At 67.9% G+C, this 22,224-nt stretch carries 17 protein-coding genes and 1 pseudogene; 17 read left to right on the top strand and 1 reads right to left on the bottom strand.

The features are described from left to right. A pseudogene (locus ACTWQD_RS17320) lies at positions 1-729 on the bottom strand (hypothetical protein); the annotation flags it as partial. A gap of 105 nt (positions 730-834) precedes the next feature. On the opposite strand from ACTWQD_RS17320, the gene ACTWQD_RS17315 reads away from it, so the two are divergent. The 17 genes from ACTWQD_RS17315 to ACTWQD_RS17235 all read left to right on the top strand — a co-directional run bounded on the left by ACTWQD_RS17315 (position 835) and on the right by ACTWQD_RS17235 (position 21,821). After that, positions 835-1,803 carry a LysR family transcriptional regulator gene (locus ACTWQD_RS17315; protein ID WP_443197359.1) on the top strand — a complete coding sequence of 323 codons (969 nt, stop codon included), beginning with the start codon at positions 835-837 and terminating at the stop codon, positions 1,801-1,803. Positions 1,804-1,901: 98 nt separating this feature from the next. Beyond that, positions 1,902-3,623, top strand: a complete 1,722-nt coding sequence (gene ilvD / locus ACTWQD_RS17310; RefSeq protein WP_443197358.1) for a dihydroxy-acid dehydratase — start codon at positions 1,902-1,904, stop codon at positions 3,621-3,623. 354 nt (positions 3,624-3,977) lie between these two features. After that, positions 3,978-5,876 (top strand): acetolactate synthase large subunit, encoded by a 1,899-nt coding sequence (locus ACTWQD_RS17305; protein ID WP_443197357.1) that lies wholly within the window; start codon positions 3,978-3,980, stop codon positions 5,874-5,876. A 2-nt stretch (positions 5,877-5,878) separates the two neighbouring features. Continuing rightward, positions 5,879-6,391: an acetolactate synthase small subunit gene (ilvN, locus tag ACTWQD_RS17300; protein WP_069952167.1), complete on the top strand. Its 513-nt coding sequence runs from the start codon at positions 5,879-5,881 to the stop codon at positions 6,389-6,391. A 95-nt stretch (positions 6,392-6,486) separates the two neighbouring features. After that, positions 6,487-7,512: a ketol-acid reductoisomerase gene (gene ilvC / locus ACTWQD_RS17295; protein WP_443197356.1), complete on the top strand. Its 1,026-nt coding sequence runs from the start codon at positions 6,487-6,489 to the stop codon at positions 7,510-7,512. 127 nt (positions 7,513-7,639) lie between these two features. Continuing rightward, complete coding sequence (gene serA, locus ACTWQD_RS17290) at positions 7,640-9,235, top strand: phosphoglycerate dehydrogenase (RefSeq protein WP_443197355.1); 1,596 nt, start codon at positions 7,640-7,642, stop codon at positions 9,233-9,235. Positions 9,236-9,440: 205 nt separating this feature from the next. Then, on the top strand, positions 9,441-12,230 hold the full coding sequence (locus tag ACTWQD_RS17285; RefSeq protein WP_443197354.1) for an ABC transporter permease: 2,790 nt from the start codon (positions 9,441-9,443) through the stop codon (positions 12,228-12,230). Then, positions 12,227-12,994 carry an ABC transporter ATP-binding protein gene (locus ACTWQD_RS17280; RefSeq protein WP_443197353.1) on the top strand — a complete coding sequence of 256 codons (768 nt, stop codon included), beginning with the start codon at positions 12,227-12,229 and terminating at the stop codon, positions 12,992-12,994. Before ACTWQD_RS17285 ends, ACTWQD_RS17280 begins: the two co-directional genes overlap by 4 nt. 9 nt (positions 12,995-13,003) lie before the next feature. After that, positions 13,004-14,563 carry a methionine--tRNA ligase gene (gene metG / locus ACTWQD_RS17275; protein WP_443197352.1) on the top strand — a complete coding sequence of 520 codons (1,560 nt, stop codon included), beginning with the start codon at positions 13,004-13,006 and terminating at the stop codon, positions 14,561-14,563. A gap of 174 nt (positions 14,564-14,737) precedes the next feature. After that, positions 14,738-15,790 (top strand): 3-isopropylmalate dehydrogenase, encoded by a 1,053-nt coding sequence (locus ACTWQD_RS17270; protein WP_443197351.1) that lies wholly within the window; start codon positions 14,738-14,740, stop codon positions 15,788-15,790. A gap of 139 nt (positions 15,791-15,929) precedes the next feature. Continuing rightward, positions 15,930-17,042 carry a branched-chain amino acid aminotransferase gene (locus ACTWQD_RS17265; RefSeq protein WP_443197350.1) on the top strand — a complete coding sequence of 371 codons (1,113 nt, stop codon included), beginning with the start codon at positions 15,930-15,932 and terminating at the stop codon, positions 17,040-17,042. A gap of 157 nt (positions 17,043-17,199) precedes the next feature. Then, positions 17,200-17,574 carry a DUF1304 family protein gene (locus tag ACTWQD_RS17260; RefSeq protein ID WP_443197349.1) on the top strand — a complete coding sequence of 125 codons (375 nt, stop codon included), beginning with the start codon at positions 17,200-17,202 and terminating at the stop codon, positions 17,572-17,574. 66 nt (positions 17,575-17,640) lie between these two features. Then, the gene (locus tag ACTWQD_RS17255; protein ID WP_443197365.1) at positions 17,641-18,414 is read left to right on the top strand and encodes an MBL fold metallo-hydrolase; all 774 of its coding nucleotides are present in this window, start codon (positions 17,641-17,643) and stop codon (positions 18,412-18,414) included. Positions 18,415-18,456: 42 nt separating this feature from the next. Next, positions 18,457-19,233, top strand: coding sequence for a fumarylacetoacetate hydrolase family protein (locus ACTWQD_RS17250; protein WP_443197348.1), 777 nt, complete (start codon positions 18,457-18,459; stop codon positions 19,231-19,233). Between the two features lie 13 nt (positions 19,234-19,246). After that, positions 19,247-19,486, top strand: a complete 240-nt coding sequence (locus ACTWQD_RS17245) for a hypothetical protein (protein ID WP_066431071.1) — start codon at positions 19,247-19,249, stop codon at positions 19,484-19,486. 35 nt (positions 19,487-19,521) lie between these two features. Next, on the top strand, positions 19,522-21,054 hold the full coding sequence (gene gltX, locus ACTWQD_RS17240; protein ID WP_443197347.1) for a glutamate--tRNA ligase: 1,533 nt from the start codon (positions 19,522-19,524) through the stop codon (positions 21,052-21,054). A gap of 2 nt (positions 21,055-21,056) precedes the next feature. Next, positions 21,057-21,821, top strand: a complete 765-nt coding sequence (locus ACTWQD_RS17235) for an HAD family hydrolase (RefSeq protein WP_443197364.1) — start codon at positions 21,057-21,059, stop codon at positions 21,819-21,821. Positions 21,822-22,224: the final 403 nt, after the last annotated feature.

Below are 22,224 nucleotides of genomic sequence, written 5' to 3'. Positions count from 1 at the left end.
AACGGCCGGTGCAGCGGTTGACTCGTCCACTGCCGCGGCATCGGGGCTGGCCTCCGCCGCTGCAGATTCGGCGCCCGGGAGGGTGGGGGCGTGGGGCTCGGTGTATTCGGGGTGGTGGACCGGGGCACCCGCTGCTGCGGTAGCTCCTGCGGCACCGGCCGCAGCGGCCGCAGGCGCCCCCAGGGCGTGGCTGCCCGGGCCGGGTTCGTGGTGGGCGGCGCCGTGGGCTTCCGCAGGTGCGGTCTCGGACCACTGGGTCTCCCACTCAGGGCTTTCCCCAGCGGCCTGCTCTGTGGCACCCTGCTCTGCGGGGGCCCGCTCCGTGGGGGCCTGGGCCCCGGGCGCCGCAACGGCTTCCGCGGCAGGGACAGCCTGGGCCCCTGCCGCAGCCCGCGCTTTCGCGTGCGCTTCTGCCGCTGCTGCATCTTCCGCAGCCGCGGCGGCATCGGGCTCGGGCTCAGGTTCGGTTTCCGGCTCGGCCTGATTGAAGCCGGCGGAGTTAGGCATCCAGGCCAAGCCTGCCGCCGACGCGGAGGCGGCTGAACCGCCGCCGGCCAGGGCTCCGCGGTGGCTGGGGTCGTGGTCGGCGTCGTGGTGGTGCGGAGCCGTTTTATCGGGGGCGGGAGCCGTCCCCTCACCGGCGGAGCCGCCAGAGCTGTTCCGTTTCAGCAGCCACCAGACAATGGCGACAATCGCCACGATGACGACGAGCCAGATGATCCAATCCATAGCAGAGCCTTTCTGGTCATGAGGCAAGGTTGCCGTTGCTTGACGGTACGTCTGCCCCGCGGGGGCTGTCCAGCCTCCAGGCCGCCCGCCCTGTAGCCTCTGTTCATGGATTTCAAGCGACTGCGGATACTCCGGGAGCTGGCCGACCGGGGGACCGTCGGCGCCACGGCCGAGGCCATGCGCGTCACGCCCTCCGCCGTCTCGCAGCAGCTCAAGACGCTGCAGGAGGAACTGGGCGTGGCCCTGGTCGAGAAGTCCGGCCGGGGAGTACGGCTCACCGAGGCCGGGCTCGCCATGGCAGGGGCAGCCGCCGAGGTTTCCACGGCGATGGCGCGCGCGGAGGCAACCATCGACACCTACCGGCGCGGCTGGCAGACCCACGTCAAAGCCGCATTCTTCCCGAGCGCCGCCGAGATGTTCCTGCCCGGCCTCCTGCACCGGGTCAAAGCCATCGACGGGCTCCGCTTCCAGGCGCACTTCGAGGATCCCAACGTGGCAGGCTTCGCGGGCCTGACGGCCGACTATGACATCGTGCTGGCGCACAGCGTCGACGGCCCCGATGTCTTTGCGCGCCTGGGCCTGACGGTGGTGCCGCTCCTGGATGAGCCGCTGGACGTCGCCATCCCCGAGGGGCATGCACTCGCCGGCAAGGAGACGCTGCGGGCCGAGGACGTGACCGGCTTCCCGTGGATGGGCGTGCCCGAGGGGTTCCCGTTCGACACGGTGCTCCGGCAGATCGAAGTGCAGGCCGATTCGCCCGCAGTCCGCGCCCAGATGTTCCCCGATCTGCGGGTCCTGGAGGCCCTCGTCAGCGCCGGTCACGGTCTGAGCCTGCTGCCGCGCTACACCGCCCTGAAAAACCAGGGCCGCGGCTTCGTGCTGCGGCCGCTGGCAGGGGTCAAAGCAAGCCGGAGCATCGTCGCCCTGGCCCGTCCCGACGTCGCGGCCCGGACCACCATCCAGCAGGTCCTCACGCTGCTTAAAGCCGAGGCGCACGCCGTGGCCGATGCGCCGGAACTCCGTGACGCGGCTCACCTGAACTGTGCAGCCGGACCGGCATGGTCCACCAGGTGAGACGAGTGTCCACTATTCGGTCGAAACATTCCCGGATTTCCGCTTAATGCTTGATTCCGGGTCGTTGGGCCCTGCGGGGGAGCCCTAGACTTTGACCCATGAGTGAGGACACCCAAACAGCGACAGCCAGCACACCGGACATCAAGCCCCGCAGCCGGGTCGTCACCGATGGAATCCACGCCGCGCCCGCGCGCGGCATGTTCCGGGCGGTCGGCATGGGCGACGACGACTTTGCCAAGCCGCAGATCGGCGTCGCGAGTTCCTGGAACGAAATCACTCCCTGCAACCTCTCCCTGAACCGGCTCGCCCAGGGCGCCAAGGAAGGCGTGCACGCCGGCGGCGGGTTCCCGATGCAGTTCGGCACCATCTCCGTGTCCGACGGCATCTCCATGGGCCACGAGGGCATGCACTTCTCCCTGGTGTCCCGCGAAGTCATCGCCGACTCCGTGGAGACCGTCATGCAGGCCGAGCGGATCGACGGCTCCGTGCTCCTCGCCGGCTGCGACAAGTCCCTGCCGGGCATGCTGATGGCCGCCGCCCGCCTCGACCTCGCGAGCGTCTTCCTCTACGCCGGGTCGATCATGCCGGGCTGGGTCAAGCTCGAGGACGGCTCCGAAAAGGAAGTCACCCTCATCGACGCCTTCGAAGCCGTGGGCGCCTGCGCCGCCGGCAAGATGAGCATGGAGGACCTCACCCGCATCGAAAAGGCGATCTGCCCGGGCGAAGGCGCCTGCGGCGGCATGTACACCGCCAACACCATGGCCTGCATCGGCGAGGCACTCGGCATGTCCCTCCCCGGCTCCGCCGCCCCGCCGTCGGCCGACCGCCGTCGTGATGACTTCGCGCGGAAGTCCGGCGAGGCCGTCGTAAACCTGCTCCGCCTCGGCATCACCGCCCGCGACATCATGACCAAGAAAGCGTTCGAAAACGCCATCGCCGTCACCATGGCGTTCGGCGGCTCCACCAACGCCGTGCTGCACCTGCTGGCCATCGCCCGCGAGGCTGAGGTGGAGCTGACTTTGGACGACTTCAACCGGATCGGCGACAAGATCCCGCACCTGGGCGACCTGAAGCCGTTCGGCCGCTACGTCATGACAGACGTCGACAAGATCGGCGGCGTGCCGGTCATCATGCGCGCCCTGCTCGACGCCGGCCTGCTGCACGGCGACTGCCTGACCGTCACGGGCAAGACCGTCGCGGAGAACCTTGAGGCGATCAACCCGCCGGACCTGGACGGCAAGATCCTCCGCGCGCTGGACAACCCGATCCACAAGACCGGCGGCATCACCATCCTGCACGGCAGCATGGCCCCCGAGGGTGCCGTGGTGAAGAGCGCCGGCTTCGACGCCGACATCTTCGAGGGCACCGCACGCGTCTTCGAGCGCGAGCAGGGCGCCCTGGACGCGCTGGACAAGGGAGAGATCAAGGCCGGCGACGTCGTCGTCATCCGCTACGAGGGCCCCAAGGGCGGTCCGGGCATGCGCGAGATGCTGGCCATCACCGGCGCCATCAAGGGCGCGGGCCTGGGCAAGGACGTCCTGCTGCTCACCGACGGCCGGTTCTCCGGCGGCACCACGGGCCTGTGCATCGGCCACGTCGCCCCGGAAGCGGTGGACGGCGGCCCCATCGCCTTCGTCAAGGACGGCGACCGGATCCGCGTGGACATTGCCGCCCGCTCGTTCGACCTGCTGGTCGATGAGGCCGAGCTCGACGCGCGCAAGGTCGGCTGGGATCCCCTCCCGGCCAAATTCACCAAGGGTGTGCTCGCCAAGTACGCGAAGCTCGTCCACAGCGCCTCCACCGGCGCGTACTGCGGGTAATACCGGATCCGGGAGGCGGGGCGAAACGCCTCCCGGATCCCAGCAGGCGGACAACGGTGTCCAAATAGTGAGACGCGCGCGGTCCTCGTTGACACGTGTCTCACTCAGAGGGAAAACTGAACGCATGATCGAGATCGTTACCGGCCCCGCTGCAGATGCAGTCGTCGTCGTACTTACCAAGCGCGTGGCTCCATAGCCGCTACTGGTTAACGACCCGTCACGCGCAAACCCCTCGAAGAGCCGCCAGGCTGAGGGGTTTTTTTATTCCCGCAGCACAGCACCACCAGCACGCCGCAGTACCCGCAGTTCCCCGATCACTGAAGATCCCCCGTAGATCCACAAAGGAAGAGTCCGATGAGCAAAGGATCGCCGATCAGCCCCTCGCTGATGGCCACTAAGTCCGCAGGAGCCCACAAGGCTTCTGAACGCGTCGAACGACCGGCAGACGCCGGCGTCGACACTGCTGCTGTCTCTCCTGTCCTTGGACCGAACAACGTCGTACCCCCGACGGTGATGACCGGTTCACAAGCAATCGTCCGCTCGCTCGAAGAACTCGGCGTGGAGGATATTTTTGGTTTGCCCGGTGGCGCGATCCTGCCCACCTACGACCCCTTGATGGCCTCCCGAATGAACCACGTTCTGGTCCGTCACGAACAGGGAGCCGGCCACGCCGCGCAAGGCTACGCCATGGTCACCGGACGGGTCGGCGTCTGCATCGCCACCTCGGGTCCCGGTGCCACCAACCTCGTTACCGCCATCATGGATGCCCACATGGACTCTGTGCCGATGGTGGCCATTACCGGCCAGGTCTCCAGCGGGGTCATCGGCACCGATGCCTTCCAGGAAGCGGACATCGTCGGCATCACCATGCCGATCACCAAGCACTCCTTCCTGGTGACGGACCCCGAGGACATCCCGCATGTCATGGCGGAGGCCTTCCACCTGGCCTCGACCGGCCGGCCGGGCCCCGTCCTGGTGGACGTCGCCAAGGACGCCCAGGTGGGGCAGATGACCTTCTCCTGGCCGCCGAAGATCGATCTGCCGGGATACCACCCGGTGCTCCGCGGCCACAACAAGCAGGTCCGCGAGGCCGCCCGGCTTATCGCGGCAGCCAGCAAGCCCGTGCTCTACGTCGGCGGCGGCGTCGTCAAAGCGCATGCCTCGGCGGAACTGCTGGAACTCGCGGAACTGTCCGGAGCCCCGGTGGTCACCACCCTGATGGCCCGCGGCGTCTTCCCGGACTCGCACCCGCAGCACGTCGGCATGCCCGGCATGCACGGCACGGTCTCGGCCGTGACCGCCCTGCAGCAGTCGGACCTCCTGATCACCCTGGGGGCCCGCTTCGATGACCGGGTGACTGGCGTGCTGAAGTCCTTCGCCCCGAACGCCAAGGTCATCCACGCGGATATCGACCCGGCCGAGATCTCCAAGAACCGCACCGCCGACGTCCCGATCGTGGGTTCGGTCAAGGAGATCATTCCGGAGCTGACCGAGGCCCTGCGCTCCCTGTTCGAGACCGCCGGCACCCCGGACTACACCAACTGGTGGGCCTTCCTGAACAACCTGAAGGAGACCTACCCGCTGGGCTGGACCGAACCCGACGACGGCCTCACCGCCCCGCAGCGCGTGATCGAACGCATCGGCGCGCTCACCGGCCCCGAAGGCGTCTACGTCGCAGGCGTGGGGCAGCACCAGATGTGGGCCTCCCAGTTCATCAAGTACGAACGCCCGCACGCCTGGCTGAACTCCGGCGGGGCCGGCACCATGGGCTACGCCGTGCCGGCCGCCATGGGCGCCAAGGTGGGCAACCCGGACCGCGTGGTGTGGGCCATCGACGGCGACGGCTGCTTCCAGATGACCAACCAGGAACTGGCCACCTGCGCTATCAACAAGATCCCCATCAAGGTTGCCGTCATCAACAACTCCTCCCTCGGCATGGTGCGGCAGTGGCAGACCCTCTTTTACGAGGGCCGCTACTCGAACACCGATCTCAACACCGGCCACGACACCGTCCGGATCCCGGACTTCGTCAAGCTCGCGGACGCCTACGGCTGCGCCTCCTTCCGCTGCGACCGCGACGAGGACATCGACGCCACCATCCAGAAGGCACTGGAAATCAACGACCGCCCCGTGGTCATTGACTTCGTCGTGAGCCCCAACTCCATGGTGTGGCCGATGGTCCCCGCCGGAGTCAGCAACGACCAGATCCAGGTTGCCCGCAACATGACCCCCGAATGGGAAGAGGAGGACTGACCATGACCCGCCACACACTTTCTGTCCTGGTCGAAGACAAGCCCGGTGTGCTGACCCGCGTCGCCAGCCTCTTCGCCCGCAGGGCCTTCAACATCAACTCCCTGGCCGTCGGCCCGACGGAAGTACCGGGCATGTCCCGGATGACCGTCGTCGTCGACGCCGACGGCGAGCTCATCGAACAGATCACCAAGCAGCTGAACAAGCTGGTCAACGTGATCAAGATCGTGGAGCTCACCTCCGAATCTTCCGTACAGCGTGACCACATCCTGGTCAAGGTACGTGCGGATGCCGCAACACGGCTGCAGGTCACCCAGGCTGCAGACCTGTTCCGCGCATCAGTGGTCGACGTCTCCACAGAGTCGGTGGTCATTGAGGCAACAGGCCATCCGGAAAAGCTCACGGCGCTGCTCTCAGTGCTGGAGCCTTTCGGCATCCGCGAAATCGTGCAGTCCGGCACCCTGGCCGTCGGGCGGGGATCCCGCTCCATGAGCGACCGGGCCCTGCGCAGCGCATGAGACCGGGCCCGGCGCAGTGCATCAGCAGGGCCAGCGCAGCGTGACCGCAACACCCCAAGACATCACCGAAAACCACTAACGAGGAGTTACGCAAAGTGACTGAAATGTTCTACGACGACGACGCAGACCTGTCGATCATCCAGGGTCGCAAGGTTGCCATTGTGGGCTACGGCTCCCAGGGCCACGCCCACGCGCTGAACCTGCGCGATTCCGGCGTCGAGGTCGCCATCGCGCTCAAGGAAGGCTCGAAGTCGATCGCCAAGGCCGAGGACGCCGGCTTCACCGTCAAGAACGTCGCCGACGCCGCCGAATGGGCCGACGTCATCATGATCCTGGCACCGGACCAGCACCAGCGTGCGATCTACAACGACTCCATCAAGGACAAGCTGACCCCCGGCAAGGCCCTGGCCTTCGCCCACGGCTTCAACATCCGCTTCGGCTACATCAAGGCACCGGAGGGCGTCGACGTCATCCTGGTCGCCCCGAAGGCTCCCGGCCACACCGTGCGCCGCGAGTTCGAAGCCGGCCGGGGCATCCCGGACATCATCGCCGTGGAACAGGACGCGTCCGGCGCCGCCTGGGACCTGGCCAAGTCCTACGCCAAGGCCATCGGCGGCACCCGCGCCGGCGTCATCAAGACCACCTTCACCGAAGAAACCGAGACGGACCTCTTCGGCGAGCAGGCTGTCCTCTGCGGCGGCGTCTCGCAGCTGGTCCAGTACGGTTTCGAAACCCTCACCGAGGCCGGCTACCAGCCGCAGATCGCCTACTTCGAGGTGCTCCACGAGCTCAAGCTCATCGTGGACCTCATGTGGGAGGGCGGCATCGCCAAGCAGCGCTGGAGCGTCTCCGACACCGCAGAGTACGGCGACTACGTCTCCGGCCCGCGCGTCATCACCCCCGAGGTGAAGGAAAACATGAAGGCGGTCCTGAAGGACATCCAGGACGGCGCCTTCGCGAAGCGCTTCATCGACGACCAGGACGCCGGCGCACCGGAGTTCAAGGAACTGCGTGCCAAGGCCGAGGCACACCCGATCGAGGCCGTCGGCCGCGAGCTGCGGTCGCTCTTCGCCTGGCAGCAGCAGGACGCGGACTACGTCGAAGGCTCCGCAGCCCGCTAGTCTCCGCCCGGCAAGGAAGCCGGACACCAGATCCTGGGGTCCGGCTTCCTTGCTGTACAGCACCATCCCGCACCACACGTTGCACCAAAATCCCCACCTGAACACAAGAGAGCTAAAGAGGTCACCGGTGACAAGCACCAAACCTGTTGTACTCCTCGCTGAGGAACTTTCCCCCGCCACGATCGACGCCCTCGGCCCGGACTTTGAGATCCGGCAGACCGACGGCGCGGACCGTTCCCAGCTGCTCTCTGCGATCGCCGATGCCGACGCGATCCTGGTCCGCTCCGCCACCCAGGTGGACGCCGAAGCCATCGCCGCCGCGAAGAACCTCAAGGTGATCGCCCGCGCAGGTGTCGGCCTCGACAACGTCGACATCAAGGCCGCCACGCAGGCCGGTGTCATGGTGGTGAATGCCCCCACCTCGAACATCGTCTCCGCCGCCGAACTCACGGTGGGCCACATCCTGAGCCTCGCCCGCCACATCCCGCAGGCGTCCGCCGCGCTCAAGGGCGGCGAGTGGAAGCGCTCCAAGTACACCGGCACCGAGCTCTTCGAGAAGAAGATCGGCATCATCGGCCTGGGCCGGATCGGCGCCCTCGTGGCTGCCCGCCTCAAGGGCTTCGACACCAAGATCCTTGCGTACGACCCCTACATCACGTCCGCCCGCGCCGCCCAGCTCGGCGTGCAGCTGGTGACGTTCGACGAGCTCCTGGCGCAGTCCGACTTCATCAGCATCCACATGCCGAAGACCCCGGAGACCGTCGGCATGCTCGGCGCCGAGTCCTTCAAGAAGATGAAGAGCACCGCGTACGTCGTCAACGTCGCCCGCGGCGGCCTCGTCGACGAAGAGGCGCTCCACGCGGCGCTCGAGGCCGGTGACATCGCCGGAGCCGGCATCGATGTGTTCGTCAAGGAACCCAGCACCGACCTGCCGTTCTTCGGCATGGACAACGTGGTGGTCACCCCGCACCTGGGCGCGTCAACGGACGAGGCGCAGGAGAAGGCCGGCGTCTCGGTCGCCAAGTCCGTCCGCCTGGCCCTCGCCGGGGAACTCGTTCCGGACGCGGTCAACGTCGCCGGCGGCGTGATCGCCCCCGACGTCCGGCCCGGCATCGCGCTGATCGAGAAGCTGGGGCGCATCTTCACCGCGATGACCCACGCCTCGCTCACCCAGTTCGACGTCGAGGTGGCCGGCGAAATCTCCGTACTGGACGTCAAGGTCCTCGAACTCGCGGCACTCAAGGGCATCTTCGCCGACGTCGTCACCGAGCAGGTCTCCTACGTCAACGCCCCGGTGATCGCCGAGCAGCGCGGCATCAACGTCCGCCTGATCACGACGCCGGACACCGAGTCGTACCGCAACGTCCTGACCCTGCGCGGCGCCCTGAGTGACGGCTCGCAGATCTCCGTGGCCGGCACCCTGACGGGCCCGAAGCAGGTCCAGAAACTGGTCGGCATCAACGGCTTCGAGGTGGAGATCCCCATCAGCGAACACCTCGTGGTGGTGGCCTACGCGGACCGCCCCGGCGTGATCGGCACCATCGGCCACATCCTCGGCATGAACAACATCAACATCGCCGGCATGCAGGTGGCCCGGCAGGACGAGGGCGGCCAGGTGCTGGCCCTCCTGACCATCGACAGCTCCGTCCCGCAGCAGGTCCTGGACGCCATCAAGGCCGGAATCGGCGCCGACATGGTGCGCGAAGTGGACCTCGAGGACTGAGTTCCGCGGTAGGGACACCGGCGGCGGCACAGACCGCCGCCGGTGTCCTCGAAGGCATGGCCGGTCTGCGTACAATGGCTACGTCCGAATTTCGGATCCGGCCGGCAGCCCCGGCCTTTACTTTTGCACACCCGGCAGGGGACGCCGTCACTTCCGCCTGGAATGACCACTGGTGTGCGCACGCAATCCAGCTTTCAGGAGCCCAATGAACGCCGTCCAGAGGTTCATCAGAAGCAGAGTGCTTTTGCTGACCGCGTCCATTTTGATCGCGGCAATGTGCCTGTCGGTCCTCGTCCAGGGGCAGTCGCAGGCTGCCCTGAACCGGACCGTCGACCAGAATTCGCGGGGGCTTTACGACATCCTGGTCCAGGCCAAGGCCGACGACAACGGCGGGCTCATGCAGCCGGAAATCGCCTCCGGCCAGGGCGGCATCAGCTTTGACCAGCTGGATTCCCTCCGGAAGCTCTCCGGCACCTCCGTGGCTGCCCCGATCAGCCTCGTCTCCCGCGTCACCCAGAACCTCGAGTCCCCGCGCCTGGATGCCACGGACTACCTCGGCTTCAACGCCGGGCTGGCCGGCACCGCGGGGGACCCCAGCGCCACGGACCCGAGCAAGTGGCCGGCCCCCGAATCCGTCCTGTCCGACACGCCCAAGCGCTACCGGCTGACGGCCAGCGCCGTCAGCTCCGACGGCCACTCGGACCAGACCCTGTTTAAGACCATGGCCGAAGGATCCCTCGGCAAAGCCCGGCTCATCGAGGAGACGGTGGCCGGCGGCAGCAACGTCCGCATCGCCGGTCCCGAGGGGGAGACCGGCATCAAGTTCCCGGCCCCGGCCGGCGGCTCCGAGCACAACCTCTTCAACCTGTCCGTCTCCCTCCCGCTCGCGCCGCAGGTGACCGAGTCCGTCGTCGCCGTCGACCCTGTCTCCGAGCGTGCGCTGCTTGGGTCCGCCGGCGACTTCCTCGCCCCGCTCGAGAAGGCCCCGCCCGCCGACGCCCGCAACGCCGGCGCAATCGGCCGCCACTTCGAAAGCCTCTTCACCACCGGCATCGGCATGGACGAGCTGAAGGAAGGCCCCGACTTCCTCGGCGTCAAGCTCAAGTACTGGGCACCGCTCATGAGCCAGTACCAGCAGGCCAAGCGCAACGGGCAGCTGACGGAAAACTCGCAGGCGATCCCGCTGATCGTCCGCTCCGGCACGTCCCTTGACCTCAAATACTCGGTCAAGATCGAGGAAATCGACGCCTCCGGCAACGTGACCAAGGACGTCGGAACCGTCACCCGGTCGCTGGATGCGGACTACCTCCCGTTCGTGTCGAAGTCCCCGTTCGCGCTGTCCTGGCCCGGATCCAAGGACCTCAGCTCGCTGATCGGCGACACCGGCACCTTCAGCCAGGGCCTCTACAACCCCGCCACGTGGAGCACCGACTTCGCCTCCGCGCCGAAGTACACCGACGGCGAGACCGCCGGCAACGGCGCCGTCGACAAGAGTGCCGTCCCCGGCGACTGGGTCACGGTCAACCGGCTGCCGGAGAAATCCGCCGCCGGCGCCGCCGTCGACCAGACCCAGCGCAAGCCCGTCGACGAACGCTCCTACCGCGACAGCCTGGAGACCGGCAAGACACCCGCCACGCCGCTCGCCATGGTGTACGGAACTTTCGACGCCGAGCAGGTCAAGGATGCGGCCGGCGACGTCAACCGACTGCCCCTGGGCGGCTACGACCCCACCCCGTTCACACTCACCAAGGACGCCGCCGGCAAGGATGCCGGGAACACCGAGCTCAAGCCCTCGCTGAGCGCCACCGGCCTGGCCAGCCAGTCCGCCGGCGCAATCACCGACTACTACGGCCTCGCCGCCGCCCGCGGCTTCGAGGACAACGCTGCCGTGATCGACGCCGTGCGCATCCGCGCCAAGGTGCCCGGCAGCTGGAAGGAAGCGCAGCCCGACGTCGAGAAGCTCGCCAACGAGATCCGCGACATGGGCCTGCAGGCCACCATCGTGGCCGGCTCGGCCCGCGAGGACGCGTCCATCTTCGTCCCCGGCTACTCCAAGGACGACGCCGGCAAGGAATCCCCGCTCGGCACCGTCCAGCAGTCATGGGTCCGCCAGGACGCCGCGGACGCCGTCTCCGGTTCCCTCACCGGCACCAACCTGACCCTGCTGTTCCTCACCCTCTGCGGTGCCGCGCTGCTGACCGGTGCCTCGACCGTGAGCTACGTCCGGAAACGCCGCACCGAGGCCGGAATCCTGCGCGCCATGGGCTGGACGCAGGGCCGGATCCGGTCCTGGGTCCTGGCTGAATTCGGTGTCGGCGCCGCCCTGCTGGCCATCGCCGGAATCCTCCTGAGCCTGCTCAGCTGGAACCCCGCCACGGCGATCGTCTCCGCTGCCGTGCTGGTGCTCTATGCGGGCGCGGCCCTCTTCGCCGCCCAGCAGCTGCGCCACCGCGAGGTGGTGGACCAGGAGCCGCAGCACGACGAGCGCCTCATCGCCGTCGATTCACCGCTGACCTTCGCCAACCGCCAGCTGAGCACCAACAAGTTCAACACCATCTCCCTGGCCGTCGCCGTCGGCGTCTTCGCGGCAGCTGTGGGCGGCATGGTGGCCCTGCTGATCGACATTCCCCGCGCCGCCGGGGCGAGCGCGCTCAGCGGCCTGGCCGCCACGTCCATCGCACTGCCGAGCATCATCCTCGGGCTGTCCGGCGTTGCCGTCGGGCTGATCCTGACCATGGTGACCGGGCGCTTCGAGCTGCAGGCCAAACGCCAGTACCTCGGCACCCTGCAGGCCATGGGTTGGAACCCGGACATGCTGGGCCAGGTCCGCTTCTTCGAAAATGCCATGGTGGGGACGGTCGCGCTGCCCCTGGGTGTCCTGGGCGCCCTGGGCGTCGGCCTCCTCCTCGCCCCCTATGCCGCGCTCTGGGCCGCTGTCGCCGGGCTCGTGGCCGTACTTTGCTGGATTCCAATTGCAACGAAAGTGGTCCGATGAACAACGACCTGAACCTTGACCGTGAGGCTCACGAGCGGATGACGGCGAGCACCCGCCGCGGTGGCCACCAGACGCGCGCGAACACGATCGTGAAGGCCGCCGACCACGCCACGCCGCTGGAACTCAGCAACATCACCATCCACTACGGCGGAGGCAAGGGCGGGGCCGAAGCCGTCAACGTCGTGGACGACTTCAACATGACGCTGCACGCCGGCGAGATGCACTGCGTCGCCGGCCGCAGCGGCTCCGGCAAGACCAGCATCCTCACCGTCGGCGCGGGCCTGACCCTGCCGACGTCGGGCCGGGTGTTCTGGGAAGGCGACTCCCTCGAGACCATGGGCGACGACGAAATCGCCGACCGCCGCCGCGCCCTGATCGGCTACGTGGACCAGGGCGGTGCGCTGATCGACGGGATGAGCGCGCTGGAGAACGTGCTGCTGCCCGCCGTGCCCGACGGCGAGGTGGAGAAACGCCGCGACATGGCCAAGGACCTCCTGGACCTGGTGGGCCTGGGCCGGCGCATGCGCCACCGCCCGGCCCAGCTCTCCGGCGGCGAACGCCAGCGCGTGGCGATCGCCCGTGCCCTGATCCTTGGCACCCGCGTGCTGGTGGTCGACGAACCCACCGCGAGCCTGGACCGGTCCGCGGCCAACCGCATCATCAGCATCCTCAAGGACACCACGTCGGACGGAATCGCCGTGCTGGTGGCTTCACATGACCACGAACTTGTCCGCCAGAGCGATACCCTCACCGAACTGATCTAGGTTAAAGCTGTGACCACTTCCGAAAAAACCCCGTTCTACATCACCACGGCCATCAGTTACCCCAACGGCGTGCCGCACATCGGCCACGCCTACGAGGTCATCGCCACCGATGCGATGGCACGCTTCAAGCGCCTGGACGGCTACGACGTGTTCTTTATGACCGGCACGGACGAGCACGGCCTTAAGATGCAGCAGACGGCGGAAAAGGAAGGCATCCCCGTCAAGGAGCTCGCGGACCGCAACTCCTCCGCATTCCGGCAGATGAGCGACGACCTGGGCATCTCCCTGAGCCGCTTCATCCGCACCACGGACCCGGACCACTACAAGGCGGCCCAGGCCCTCTGGCAGCGGATGGAAGCCAACGGGGACATCTACCTCTCCAAGTACGCCGGCTGGTACTCGGTCCGCGACGAACGCTACTTCGTGGAGGACGAGACCGAGGTGCAGGCCGACGGCCTCCGCTACGCCTCCGAAACCGGCACCGAAGTGACCTGGACCGAGGAGGAGAGCTACTTCTTCAAGCTCTCGGCCTACCAGGACCGGCTGCTGGCGCTCTACGCCGACCACCCGTCCTTCGGCGCCCCGCACAGCCGCTTCAACGAGGTGATCAGCTTCGTCAAGGGCGGCCTCGAGGACCTGTCCATCAGCCGCACCTCCTTCGACTGGGGCGTCCCGGTCCCCGGCAACCCGGACCACGTTATGTACGTCTGGGTGGACGCGCTGACGAACTACCTGACCGGCGTCGGCTTCCCGGATACCGAGTCGGAGCTGTTCCGGAAGTACTGGCCGGCCGACGTGCACGTGATCGGCAAGGACATCTCCAGGTTCCACGCCGTCTATTGGCCCGCGTTCCTGATGTCCGCCGGGCTGGAGCTGCCCAAGCGGGTCATGATCCACGGCTTCCTGCACAACCAGGGCGTCAAGATGTCCAAGTCGCTCGGCAACGTGGTGGCCCCGGCGGAATGGGTGGCCCAGTACGGCCTGGACCAGGTGCGCTTCTTCCTGCTCCGCGAAGTGCCGTTCGGCGCGGACGGCTCCTACAGCCACGACGCGATCGTGGGCCGGATGAACTCGGACCTGGCCAACAACTTCGGCAACCTGGCCCAGCGGTCGCTGTCCATGGTGGCGAAGAACTGCGGCGGCGCCGTGCCCGTCCCCGGAGGCTTCACCGCTGAGGACGCCGCACTGCTGGGCCAGGCGAACGGGCTGCTGGACATCGCCCGCGCCGCGTTCGAAAAGCAGGAGTTCAGCCGCGCCCTCGAGGCCATCTGGAACGTTCTGGGGGACACCAACGCCTACTTCGCCGAGCAGGCGCCGTGGGTGCTGCGGAAGACCGACGTCGAGCGCATGAACACGGTTTTGTACGTCACCCTCGAGGTGCTGCGGATCGTGGCCATCCTCGCCCAGCCGGTGATGCCGGCGGCCGCGGGCGCCATCCTGCACACGCTGGGCCAGCCGGAGGGCGAGGCCCGGGAGTTCACCGCCCTGGGCACGCCAATCGCCGCCGGCACGGAGCTGCCCGCCCCCGCCCCGGTGTTCCCCAAGTACGAGGAGCCCGCCGAGGCGTAACGAGACGCTCCCGCAGATCCTGCAGCGGTTCGACCGACGCTCCCGCACTTCTGAATGAGAGGTGCGGGAGCGTTTTGTCTTTTCCTGCAGGACCTGCGGGAGCGCCGGGGGCCGGGCGTTTCGGATGCTGAGACGACTTGACCAGCATGTGGATCACTTGGCTACCCTGAAAACATGAGCGCATCCACAATTGATCTGGCCGTTATTCCCGGCGACGGCATTGGCCCCGAGGTGACGGCGGAGGCCGTGAAGGTCCTCGAAAAGGCTGCCGCGGCGGAGGGCATTGTGCTGCAGCAGACCTCCTACAAGCTCGGTGCGCAGCACTGGCTCGAGACGGGGGAGACGCTGCCGGAGCACACCCTCGCCGATCTCCGCACCCGTGACGCCATCCTCTTCGGCGCGGTCGGCGCCGCCCCGGGCGACACGCGGATCCCGTCCGGCATCATCGAGCGGGAACTGCTGCTCAAACTGCGCTTCAGCCTGGACCACTTCGTCAACCTGCGTCCCTCCCGCCTCTACCCGGGGACCGCCAGCCCGCTCGCCAACCCCGGCGACGTCGATTTCATTGTGGTCCGCGAAGGCACCGAGGGCCCGTACGTCGGCAACGGCGGGACCCTGCGTGCCGGCACCCCGCACGAGGTAGCCACCGAAGTCTCGCTCAACACCGCCCACGGCGTGGAGCGCGTGGTCCGGGACGCCTTCCGCCGCGCCAACGACCGCCCGCGCAAGAAGCTCACGCTGGTGCACAAGCACAACGTCCTGGTCTTCGCCGGCCACCTCTGGAAGCGCACCGTGGAGGCCGTGGCCCAGGAGTTCCCCGAGGTCACGCACGATTACCTGCACATCGACGCCGCGACGATCTTTATGGTCACGGATCCGGCCCGTTTCGATGTGATCGTCACGGACAACCTCTTCGGCGACATCATCACCGACCTGGCCGCCGCGGTGACCGGCGGCATCGGCCTCGCAGCGTCCGGGAACATCAACATGGAACGCACCGCGCCGTCCATGTTCGAACCCGTCCACGGCTCGGCGCCGGACATCGCCGGCCAGCAGAAGGCGGACCCGACGGCGGCCATCCTCTCCGCCGCGCTCCTGCTGGACCACCTGGGCTACGCCGCCGCCGCCCGCAGGATCGAGGCCGCTGTGGAGGCCGACGTCGAAAGCCGCGACGGCACCGCGCGCAGCACCAGCGCGATCGGCGATGCGATCGCCGCCGCCCTGTAGGCCTGCTCCCAGGCCCGCTGCGGCACGGGGCCGCCGGCGCCGTGCCGCAGCGGGCGTAAGCTTGTTTCGAATCACCAACATGCTGCCGTGGTCCGACGACGAACCAGGTTCACACCAGGCAGCCGACCGTGGAGGAACCATGACTCAGACTGCCCATGGCGTCGAATTCACCCAGCATCCTTCGGCAACCCCGAAGTCCGCTGAAGAACGTGCTGCCATCCTGGCGAACCCGGGTTTCGGCAACCATTTCACCGACCACACCGCCATTGTCGACTACAGCGTCGACGCCGAGGGCAAGGGCGGCTGGCACGATGCCCGCATTGAGGCATACGGCCCCATCTCCCTGGACCCCTCCGCCGCGGTGCTCCACTACGGGCAGGAGATTTTCGAGGGCCTCAAGGCCTACCGGCATGCGGACGGCTCCGTCTGGACGTTCCGACCCGAAGCCAACGCCGCCCGCCTGAACAAGTCGGCCCGCCGTCTGGCGCTCCCCGAACTGCCGGAAGAGTACTTCCTCGGCGCCATCCGCGAACTCGTCTCCGTGGACAAGGAATGGGTTCCCGCCGGCGACGGCGAAGCCCTGTACCTGCGTCCCTTTATGATCGCCACGGAAGCGTTCCTCGGCGTCCGGGCCGCCCGCGAAGTGTCCTTCCGCGTCATCGCGTCCCCGGCCGGCAACTACTTCGGCGGCGAGCTCAAGCCCGTCTCCATCTGGATCTCCCGCCACTACGCCCGTGCAGGCCGCGGCGGCACCGGCGACGCGAAGTGCGGCGGCAACTACGCCGCGTCGCTGATCGCACAGCAGGAAGCCGAGGCCCACGGCTGCAAGCAGGTGCTCTTCCTGGACCAGTTCAACGACAACGCCGTGGAAGAGCTCGGCGGCATGAACGTGTTCTTCGTGATGAAGGACGGCTCCCTGGTCACCCCTGCCCTCAGCGGCACCATCCTGGAAGGCATCACCCGGATGTCCGTCATCCAGGTCGCCAGGGACATGGGCCGCGAGGTCACCGAACGCAAGATCACCCTGGATGAATGGCGCGACGGCGTGGCTTCCGGCGAGATCGCCGAGGTCTTCGCCTGCGGCACGGCCGCGGTGATCACCCCGATCGGCGTGCTCAAGGACGAGACCGAGTTCATCGGCTCCGAGGACGCGACGGCAGGGGAGACCACCATGGCCATCCGCGAACAGCTTCTGGGCATCCAGACCGGCACCGTCGAGGACACCCACGGCTGGCTGACCCGGCTCGCCTGAACGGCAAAGTCCCGCTCCCACTTAACGCCCGACGGCGGTCCGTACCTTCCGGTGCCGGCCGCCGTCGGGCGTTAACCGCCCCTGCGTCGGCCGACAACCGCCCGGCGGGGCAGGAAGCCTCTGGCAGCGCGCAGACCCCAGGGGCACAATATGGCCCATGACTGGACTCATTCAGGTTCTGGGCATCACTTTCGGGATCCTGCTGATCCTCGTCGGGATCCTGGAGTCCTTCTTCTTCCGGAACCAGCGCTTCCACCGGCTGTTCCTCATCAAGCCCGAAGACACGGAGACCGTGCGGATGTGGGTCTTCAACCTTGGGTTCTACAACATGATCTGGGGCGTCGGGGCGATTATCGGCGCGGTGCTGCTGACAGGCCCGGAGCCGGCGGCCGGCCAGGCGCTGCTGCTGTTCGCCAGCCTGGGCCATGTACTGCTGGGCATCATCCTGGTGCTGTCGGAGCGGCGGCTGTGGGCCAGTGCCATCGCCGAAGCGCTGCTGCCCGCTGTGATCGCGGTGCTGCTGCTCGCGTGAGGCGGCTCGTAGGAAGCGCCAGTTCGGTGGGAAGATGGACGTGTGATCCCGGATGACCCCCGCGCCATGGTGCGCAGCACAGAGCTGACCCGATTCAGGCTGGCCCCCAATCCCGGGCCGATGAGCCTGCACGGGACCAACTCCTACGTGATCTCAGGCCCGGGCGCGGCCGGCACGGTGGTGGTCGATCCCGGCCCGCTGGACGAGCCGCACCTGCAGGAACTGGCCAAGGCCGGCGCCGTCGAGCTCATCCTCGTCACGCACCGGCACGCGGACCACACCGCCGCCGCAGTGCGGTTCGCCGAACTGACCGGGGCGCCGGTCCGCGCCATGGATCCGGCCCACTGCCACGGCGGAAGCCCGCTGTCCGACGGCGAGGTCATCCACGCCGCCGGGGCGGAAATCCGGGTCCTGGCGACCCCCGGCCACACCTCGGATTCGGTCTGTTTCCACCTGCCCGGCGACGGTGCCCGGGGTTCTGTCCTCACCGGCGACACCATCCTCGGCGTGGGAACCACGGTCCTGGACTACCCCGACGGCACCCTGGGGGACTACCTGGCGTCGCTGGACCGGCTGGAAAGCCTCGGTGCCGCGACCGTCCTGCCGGCGCACGGGCCCATGCTGCCGGCACTGGATGCGATCGTCCGCGCCTACCGGGACCACCGCGAGGACCGGCTCGCCCAGATCCGCTCCGCACTCGAGGACCTTGGCGCCGGCGCCGGGGTGGCCGCCGTGGCGGACGCCGTGTACGCCGCCGTCGACCCCGCCGTCCGTCCCGCGGCCGAACTCTCCGTCGCCGCCCAGTTGCAGTACCTGCGCCGGGACGGCGGCGCGTCCTGACGCAAGACCGGGGCGCACGCCGGAGACGGTACGCTTGGAGCCATGCGTATCGCCCGGTTTGTAGTCGATTCTGATCCCCTCTACGGCATTGTGGAAGGTGAGCCCGGCAGTGAGGAAGTCACTGTCATCAACGGCGACCCCTTCTTCAACGGCGTGGAACGCACCAACGTGCGGCACAAACTTGAGGACGTGCGCCTCCTCGCCCCGATCATCCCGCGCAGCAAAGTCATCGGCGTCGGCCGCAACTTCGTGGAACACGCCAAGGAACTCGGCAACGAGGTCCCGGCGCAGCCGCTGCTCTTCCTGAAGCCCAACACCTCCGTGGTGGGCCCGAACGATCCGGTCATCCTGCCGGAGTTCTCCGACGAAGTGTCCTTCGAAGCCGAACTCTGCGTCGTGATCGGCCGGATCTGCAAGGACGTCCCCGAGGAGCGCGTCGACGACGTCATCTTCGGCTACACCTGCGGCAACGACCTCACCGCCCGGGACGTCCAGAAAACCGACCTGCAGTGGGCCCGCGCCAAGGGGTTCGACACCTCCGCACCGCTGGGGCCGTGGATCGAGACCGAGCTCGACACCGAGGACCTGCAGATCCAGGGCCGGCTCAACGGCGAGCTCCGCCAGGACGGCAGCACCAGCCAGATGATCCGCGGCGTCCGCGAGCTGGTCTCCATCGTCTCGCAGGCCTTCACCCTGCTGCCCGGGGACGTCATTATGACCGGCACCCCGGCCGGCGTCGGACTCGTTGAAGCCGGCGACCGGTTCGAAGTCGACATCGAGGGCATCGGCCGGCTCTCCAACCCCATCGTCCGCCGCTAGGCCGGGCAGAGCCATGCTGATGCTTCTCCGCAGGGTGGCCGGTGCCGCGAAAGGCGACCGGCAGCGCCGTTCCTTCCTGCTCTTCGCGCTGGGGTCGGTAGGCACGTTCTCGGTCGCGGCGCGCGCCGTCCACGCGCTGGACGGCCCGCTCTGGCTGGCGCTGGCATTCCTCGCGGCCGGGCTGGTGCTGGCCGGATACTACCTCGGAAAGGCGCTCTCCCGCCCCCGGCCCGCCCGCGGACCCCGGCGGTAGGACGCCCGGCCGCAGGCGGTAAAGTTGGAGTCACTATGACTACTCCCTCCGCGCCCGACGCCTTCTCCAGCTCCGCCTCCAGTGTGACCAGCGAAGTCACCGCCGACACCCCGGTCCGTGTCCGGTTCTGCCCGTCGCCCACCGGCACCCCGCACGTCGGCCTGATCCGTACGGCCCTGTTCAACTGGGCCCACGCCCGCCACACCAAGGGCACCTTCGTGTTCCGCATCGAGGACACGGACGCGGCGCGCGACTCGGAGGAGAGCTACCAGCAACTGCTCGAGGCCCTGAGGTGGCTCGGCATCACCTGGGAGGAAGGCGTGGAGGTCGGCGGACCGCACGAGCCGTACCGCCAGTCCCAGCGCCTGGACCTCTACAAGGACGTGGTGGCCAAGCTCCTTGAGGCCGGCTACGCGTACGAGTGCTACTCCTCCCCGGAGGAAGTCGAGGCCCGCCACCGCGCGGCCGGACGCGATCCGAAGCTGGGCTACGACAACTTCGACCGCGAGCTCACCGCGGAACAGCTCGCCGCGTTCAAAGCCGAGGGCCGCCAGCCCGTGCTCCGCGTGCGGATGCCCGACGAGGACGTCACCTTCACCGACATGGTCCGCGGCGACATCACCTTCAAGGCCGGCAGCATCCCGGACTACGTGATTGTCCGCGCCGACGGCTCCCCGCTGTACACCCTGGTCAACCCGGTGGACGATGCCCTGATGGGCATCACCCACGTGCTCCGCGGTGAGGACCTGCTGTCCTCCACGCCCCGCCAGGTGGTGCTGATCCGCGCGCTGATGGACATCGGCGTGGCCAGCTACCTTCCGGTCTTCGGCCACCTGCCCTACGTCATGGGCGAAGGCAACAAGAAGCTGTCGAAGCGCGATCCGCAGTCCAACCTCTTCCTGCTCCGCGACCGCGGCTTCATTCCGGAGGGCCTCCTCAACTACCTGTCGCTGCTGGGCTGGAGCCTCTCCGCCGATGAGGACATCTTCACGGTGGACCAGCTGATCGAGCACTTCGACGTCAACGACGTGCTCGCCAACCCGGCACGCTTCGACATCAAGAAGGCCGAGGCCATCAACGGCACGCACATCCGGATGCTCGACGCCGGGGACTTCCGCGGCCGCCTGGTCCCGTACCTGCAGTCCGCCGGGCTGGTGGGCGAGAGTCTGACCGCACGCGAGGAGGAGATCCTGGCCGAGGCGGCCCCGCTGATCCAGGAGCGCATCTCGCTGCTGGGCGAGGCGCCCGAGATGCTCGCCTTCCTGTTCAAGGCCGACGACGCGATCGACGTCGCCGATGACGCCCGCAAGGGCCTCCCGGCGAACCTCACCGAAGTACTCGACGCCGCCCTGGCCGCGCTCGAACCCCTGGCCGACTGGACCGCCGAAAGCATCCAGGCCGCCCTCAAGGAAGCCCTCGTGGAAGGCCTTGGCGTCAAGCCGCGGCTGGCCTTCGGGCCGGTCCGCACGGCCCTGTCCGGCCGCCGGATCTCCCCGCCGCTCTTCGAATCCATGGTGATCCTGGGCAAGGACTCGTCCCTGGCCCGGCTGCGCGCCTTCCGCGGCTGATGATGAGCGCACCCGAAGCCGCCACCGGTCCACAGGCCGGCTTGGAGACCAGTGCCCTCGCCGCCGGCCTGGGTGGCAGCGCTGTCAAAGGGGTGCTGTTCGACATCGACGACACCCTGGTGGACCTTGAGTTCTCCATGACGTCGGCCCTCCGCGATGTCAGCGAACACCTCCTGCCCGGCCTGGACCAGGCCGGGTGGGAGAGGTTCGGCCGGATCTTCACCCATGAGACCACCCATTTCTATGACCGCTACCTGGCCGGGGAGCTGACGTTCAACGAACAGCGCCTGCTCCGCGGTCGGGCCGCCCTGGGCCACTTCGGGGTGGAGCTGGAGGAGGGCGAGCAAGCCGAGCACTGGGTCAGTTCCTACGCCAGCCGGCAGCACGGCTACATCCGCGCCTTCGACGACGTCGCCCCGGTGCTGGATGCGCTGGACGCCGCCGGGATCTCCTATGGCGCGGTGAGTAACAACGTCCACGACTACCAGCGGGTCAAGCTGGACGCCGCGGGACTTTCGCGCATCAGCGTGCTGGTGGGCACGGACACCGTGGGTGCGGCGAAGCCGGATCCGGCCATCTACCTGGAGGGCGTCCGCCGCCTCGGCACGGGCGCCGGCGAAACCCTCTACGTGGGCGACAACCGCCTCCTCGACGCGGACGGCTCGACGGCGGCCGGGCTCCTGGGCGTTTGGCTGAACCGCGGCGGGGAACCGGCCCCGGGCTTTGCCGGCCGCGAGATCGGTTCCCTGCTGGAGCTGCTGGCCTAAGCTTCCGCCGCGGCGCGTGTCGAGGGTTCCGAGGCGCCTGACACGAGCGCCAAGGAACGCACCCCCATCAAGCTCCCGGGCGTCGGCTGTGATGAGTGCACCTGTCGACCCCCGGCAGAGAGCATCCCGGCGCCGTCGTCCGCCTGTGCTGCGCCAGCGTGTGGTGCAGCTAACACCGAAAAATGCCCGCGCAGCTGCCCGCAACGACGTGGGAGAGGGGTGGTTACTCGCTGGTAAATTAACGAGGCCAAACTTGTCCGCCCCGGATTGGCAAGGATTTTTGGCTCCCGCCAGGCCGTGCGAAGTGCCCGGGGGCGGTCCGGCAGGCGTCGGACGGGCCGATTTGTGCTCGGGAAAACTCTCGGGTAAAGTAATTACTCGTGCTGAGGCGCCGGGAGCGAGG

The sequence above is a fragment of the Pseudarthrobacter sp. 1C304 genome (assembly GCF_052245515.1).
Lineage (GTDB): Bacteria > Actinomycetota > Actinomycetes > Actinomycetales > Micrococcaceae > Arthrobacter.
The sequence above is the reverse complement of the archived record's forward strand: the minus strand, read 5'-3'. Positions and strand labels throughout refer to the sequence as shown.

Excerpts from the sequence above, each read along its gene's own strand:
- ACTWQD_RS17315 (WP_443197359.1), top strand. The coding sequence starts at position 835 with ATGGATTTCAAGCGACTGCGGATACTCCGGGAGCTGGCCGACCGGGGG.
- ilvD (WP_443197358.1), top strand. The coding sequence starts at position 1,902 with ATGAGTGAGGACACCCAAACAGCGACAGCCAGCACACCGGACATCAAG.
- ACTWQD_RS17305 (WP_443197357.1), top strand. The coding sequence starts at position 3,978 with ATGAGCAAAGGATCGCCGATCAGCCCCTCGCTGATGGCCACTAAGTCC.
- ilvN (WP_069952167.1), top strand. The coding sequence starts at position 5,879 with ATGACCCGCCACACACTTTCTGTCCTGGTCGAAGACAAGCCCGGTGTG.
- ACTWQD_RS17285 (WP_443197354.1), top strand. The coding sequence starts at position 9,441 with ATGAACGCCGTCCAGAGGTTCATCAGAAGCAGAGTGCTTTTGCTGACC.
- ACTWQD_RS17280 (WP_443197353.1), top strand. The coding sequence starts at position 12,227 with ATGAACAACGACCTGAACCTTGACCGTGAGGCTCACGAGCGGATGACG.
- ACTWQD_RS17270 (WP_443197351.1), top strand. The coding sequence starts at position 14,738 with ATGAGCGCATCCACAATTGATCTGGCCGTTATTCCCGGCGACGGCATT.
- ACTWQD_RS17265 (WP_443197350.1), top strand. The coding sequence starts at position 15,930 with ATGACTCAGACTGCCCATGGCGTCGAATTCACCCAGCATCCTTCGGCA.
- ACTWQD_RS17260 (WP_443197349.1), top strand. The coding sequence starts at position 17,200 with ATGACTGGACTCATTCAGGTTCTGGGCATCACTTTCGGGATCCTGCTG.
- ACTWQD_RS17255 (WP_443197365.1), top strand. The coding sequence starts at position 17,641 with ATGGTGCGCAGCACAGAGCTGACCCGATTCAGGCTGGCCCCCAATCCC.
- ACTWQD_RS17250 (WP_443197348.1), top strand. The coding sequence starts at position 18,457 with ATGCGTATCGCCCGGTTTGTAGTCGATTCTGATCCCCTCTACGGCATT.
- ACTWQD_RS17245 (WP_066431071.1), top strand. The coding sequence starts at position 19,247 with ATGCTGATGCTTCTCCGCAGGGTGGCCGGTGCCGCGAAAGGCGACCGG.
- gltX (WP_443197347.1), top strand. The coding sequence starts at position 19,522 with ATGACTACTCCCTCCGCGCCCGACGCCTTCTCCAGCTCCGCCTCCAGT.
- ACTWQD_RS17235 (WP_443197364.1), top strand. The coding sequence starts at position 21,057 with ATGAGCGCACCCGAAGCCGCCACCGGTCCACAGGCCGGCTTGGAGACC.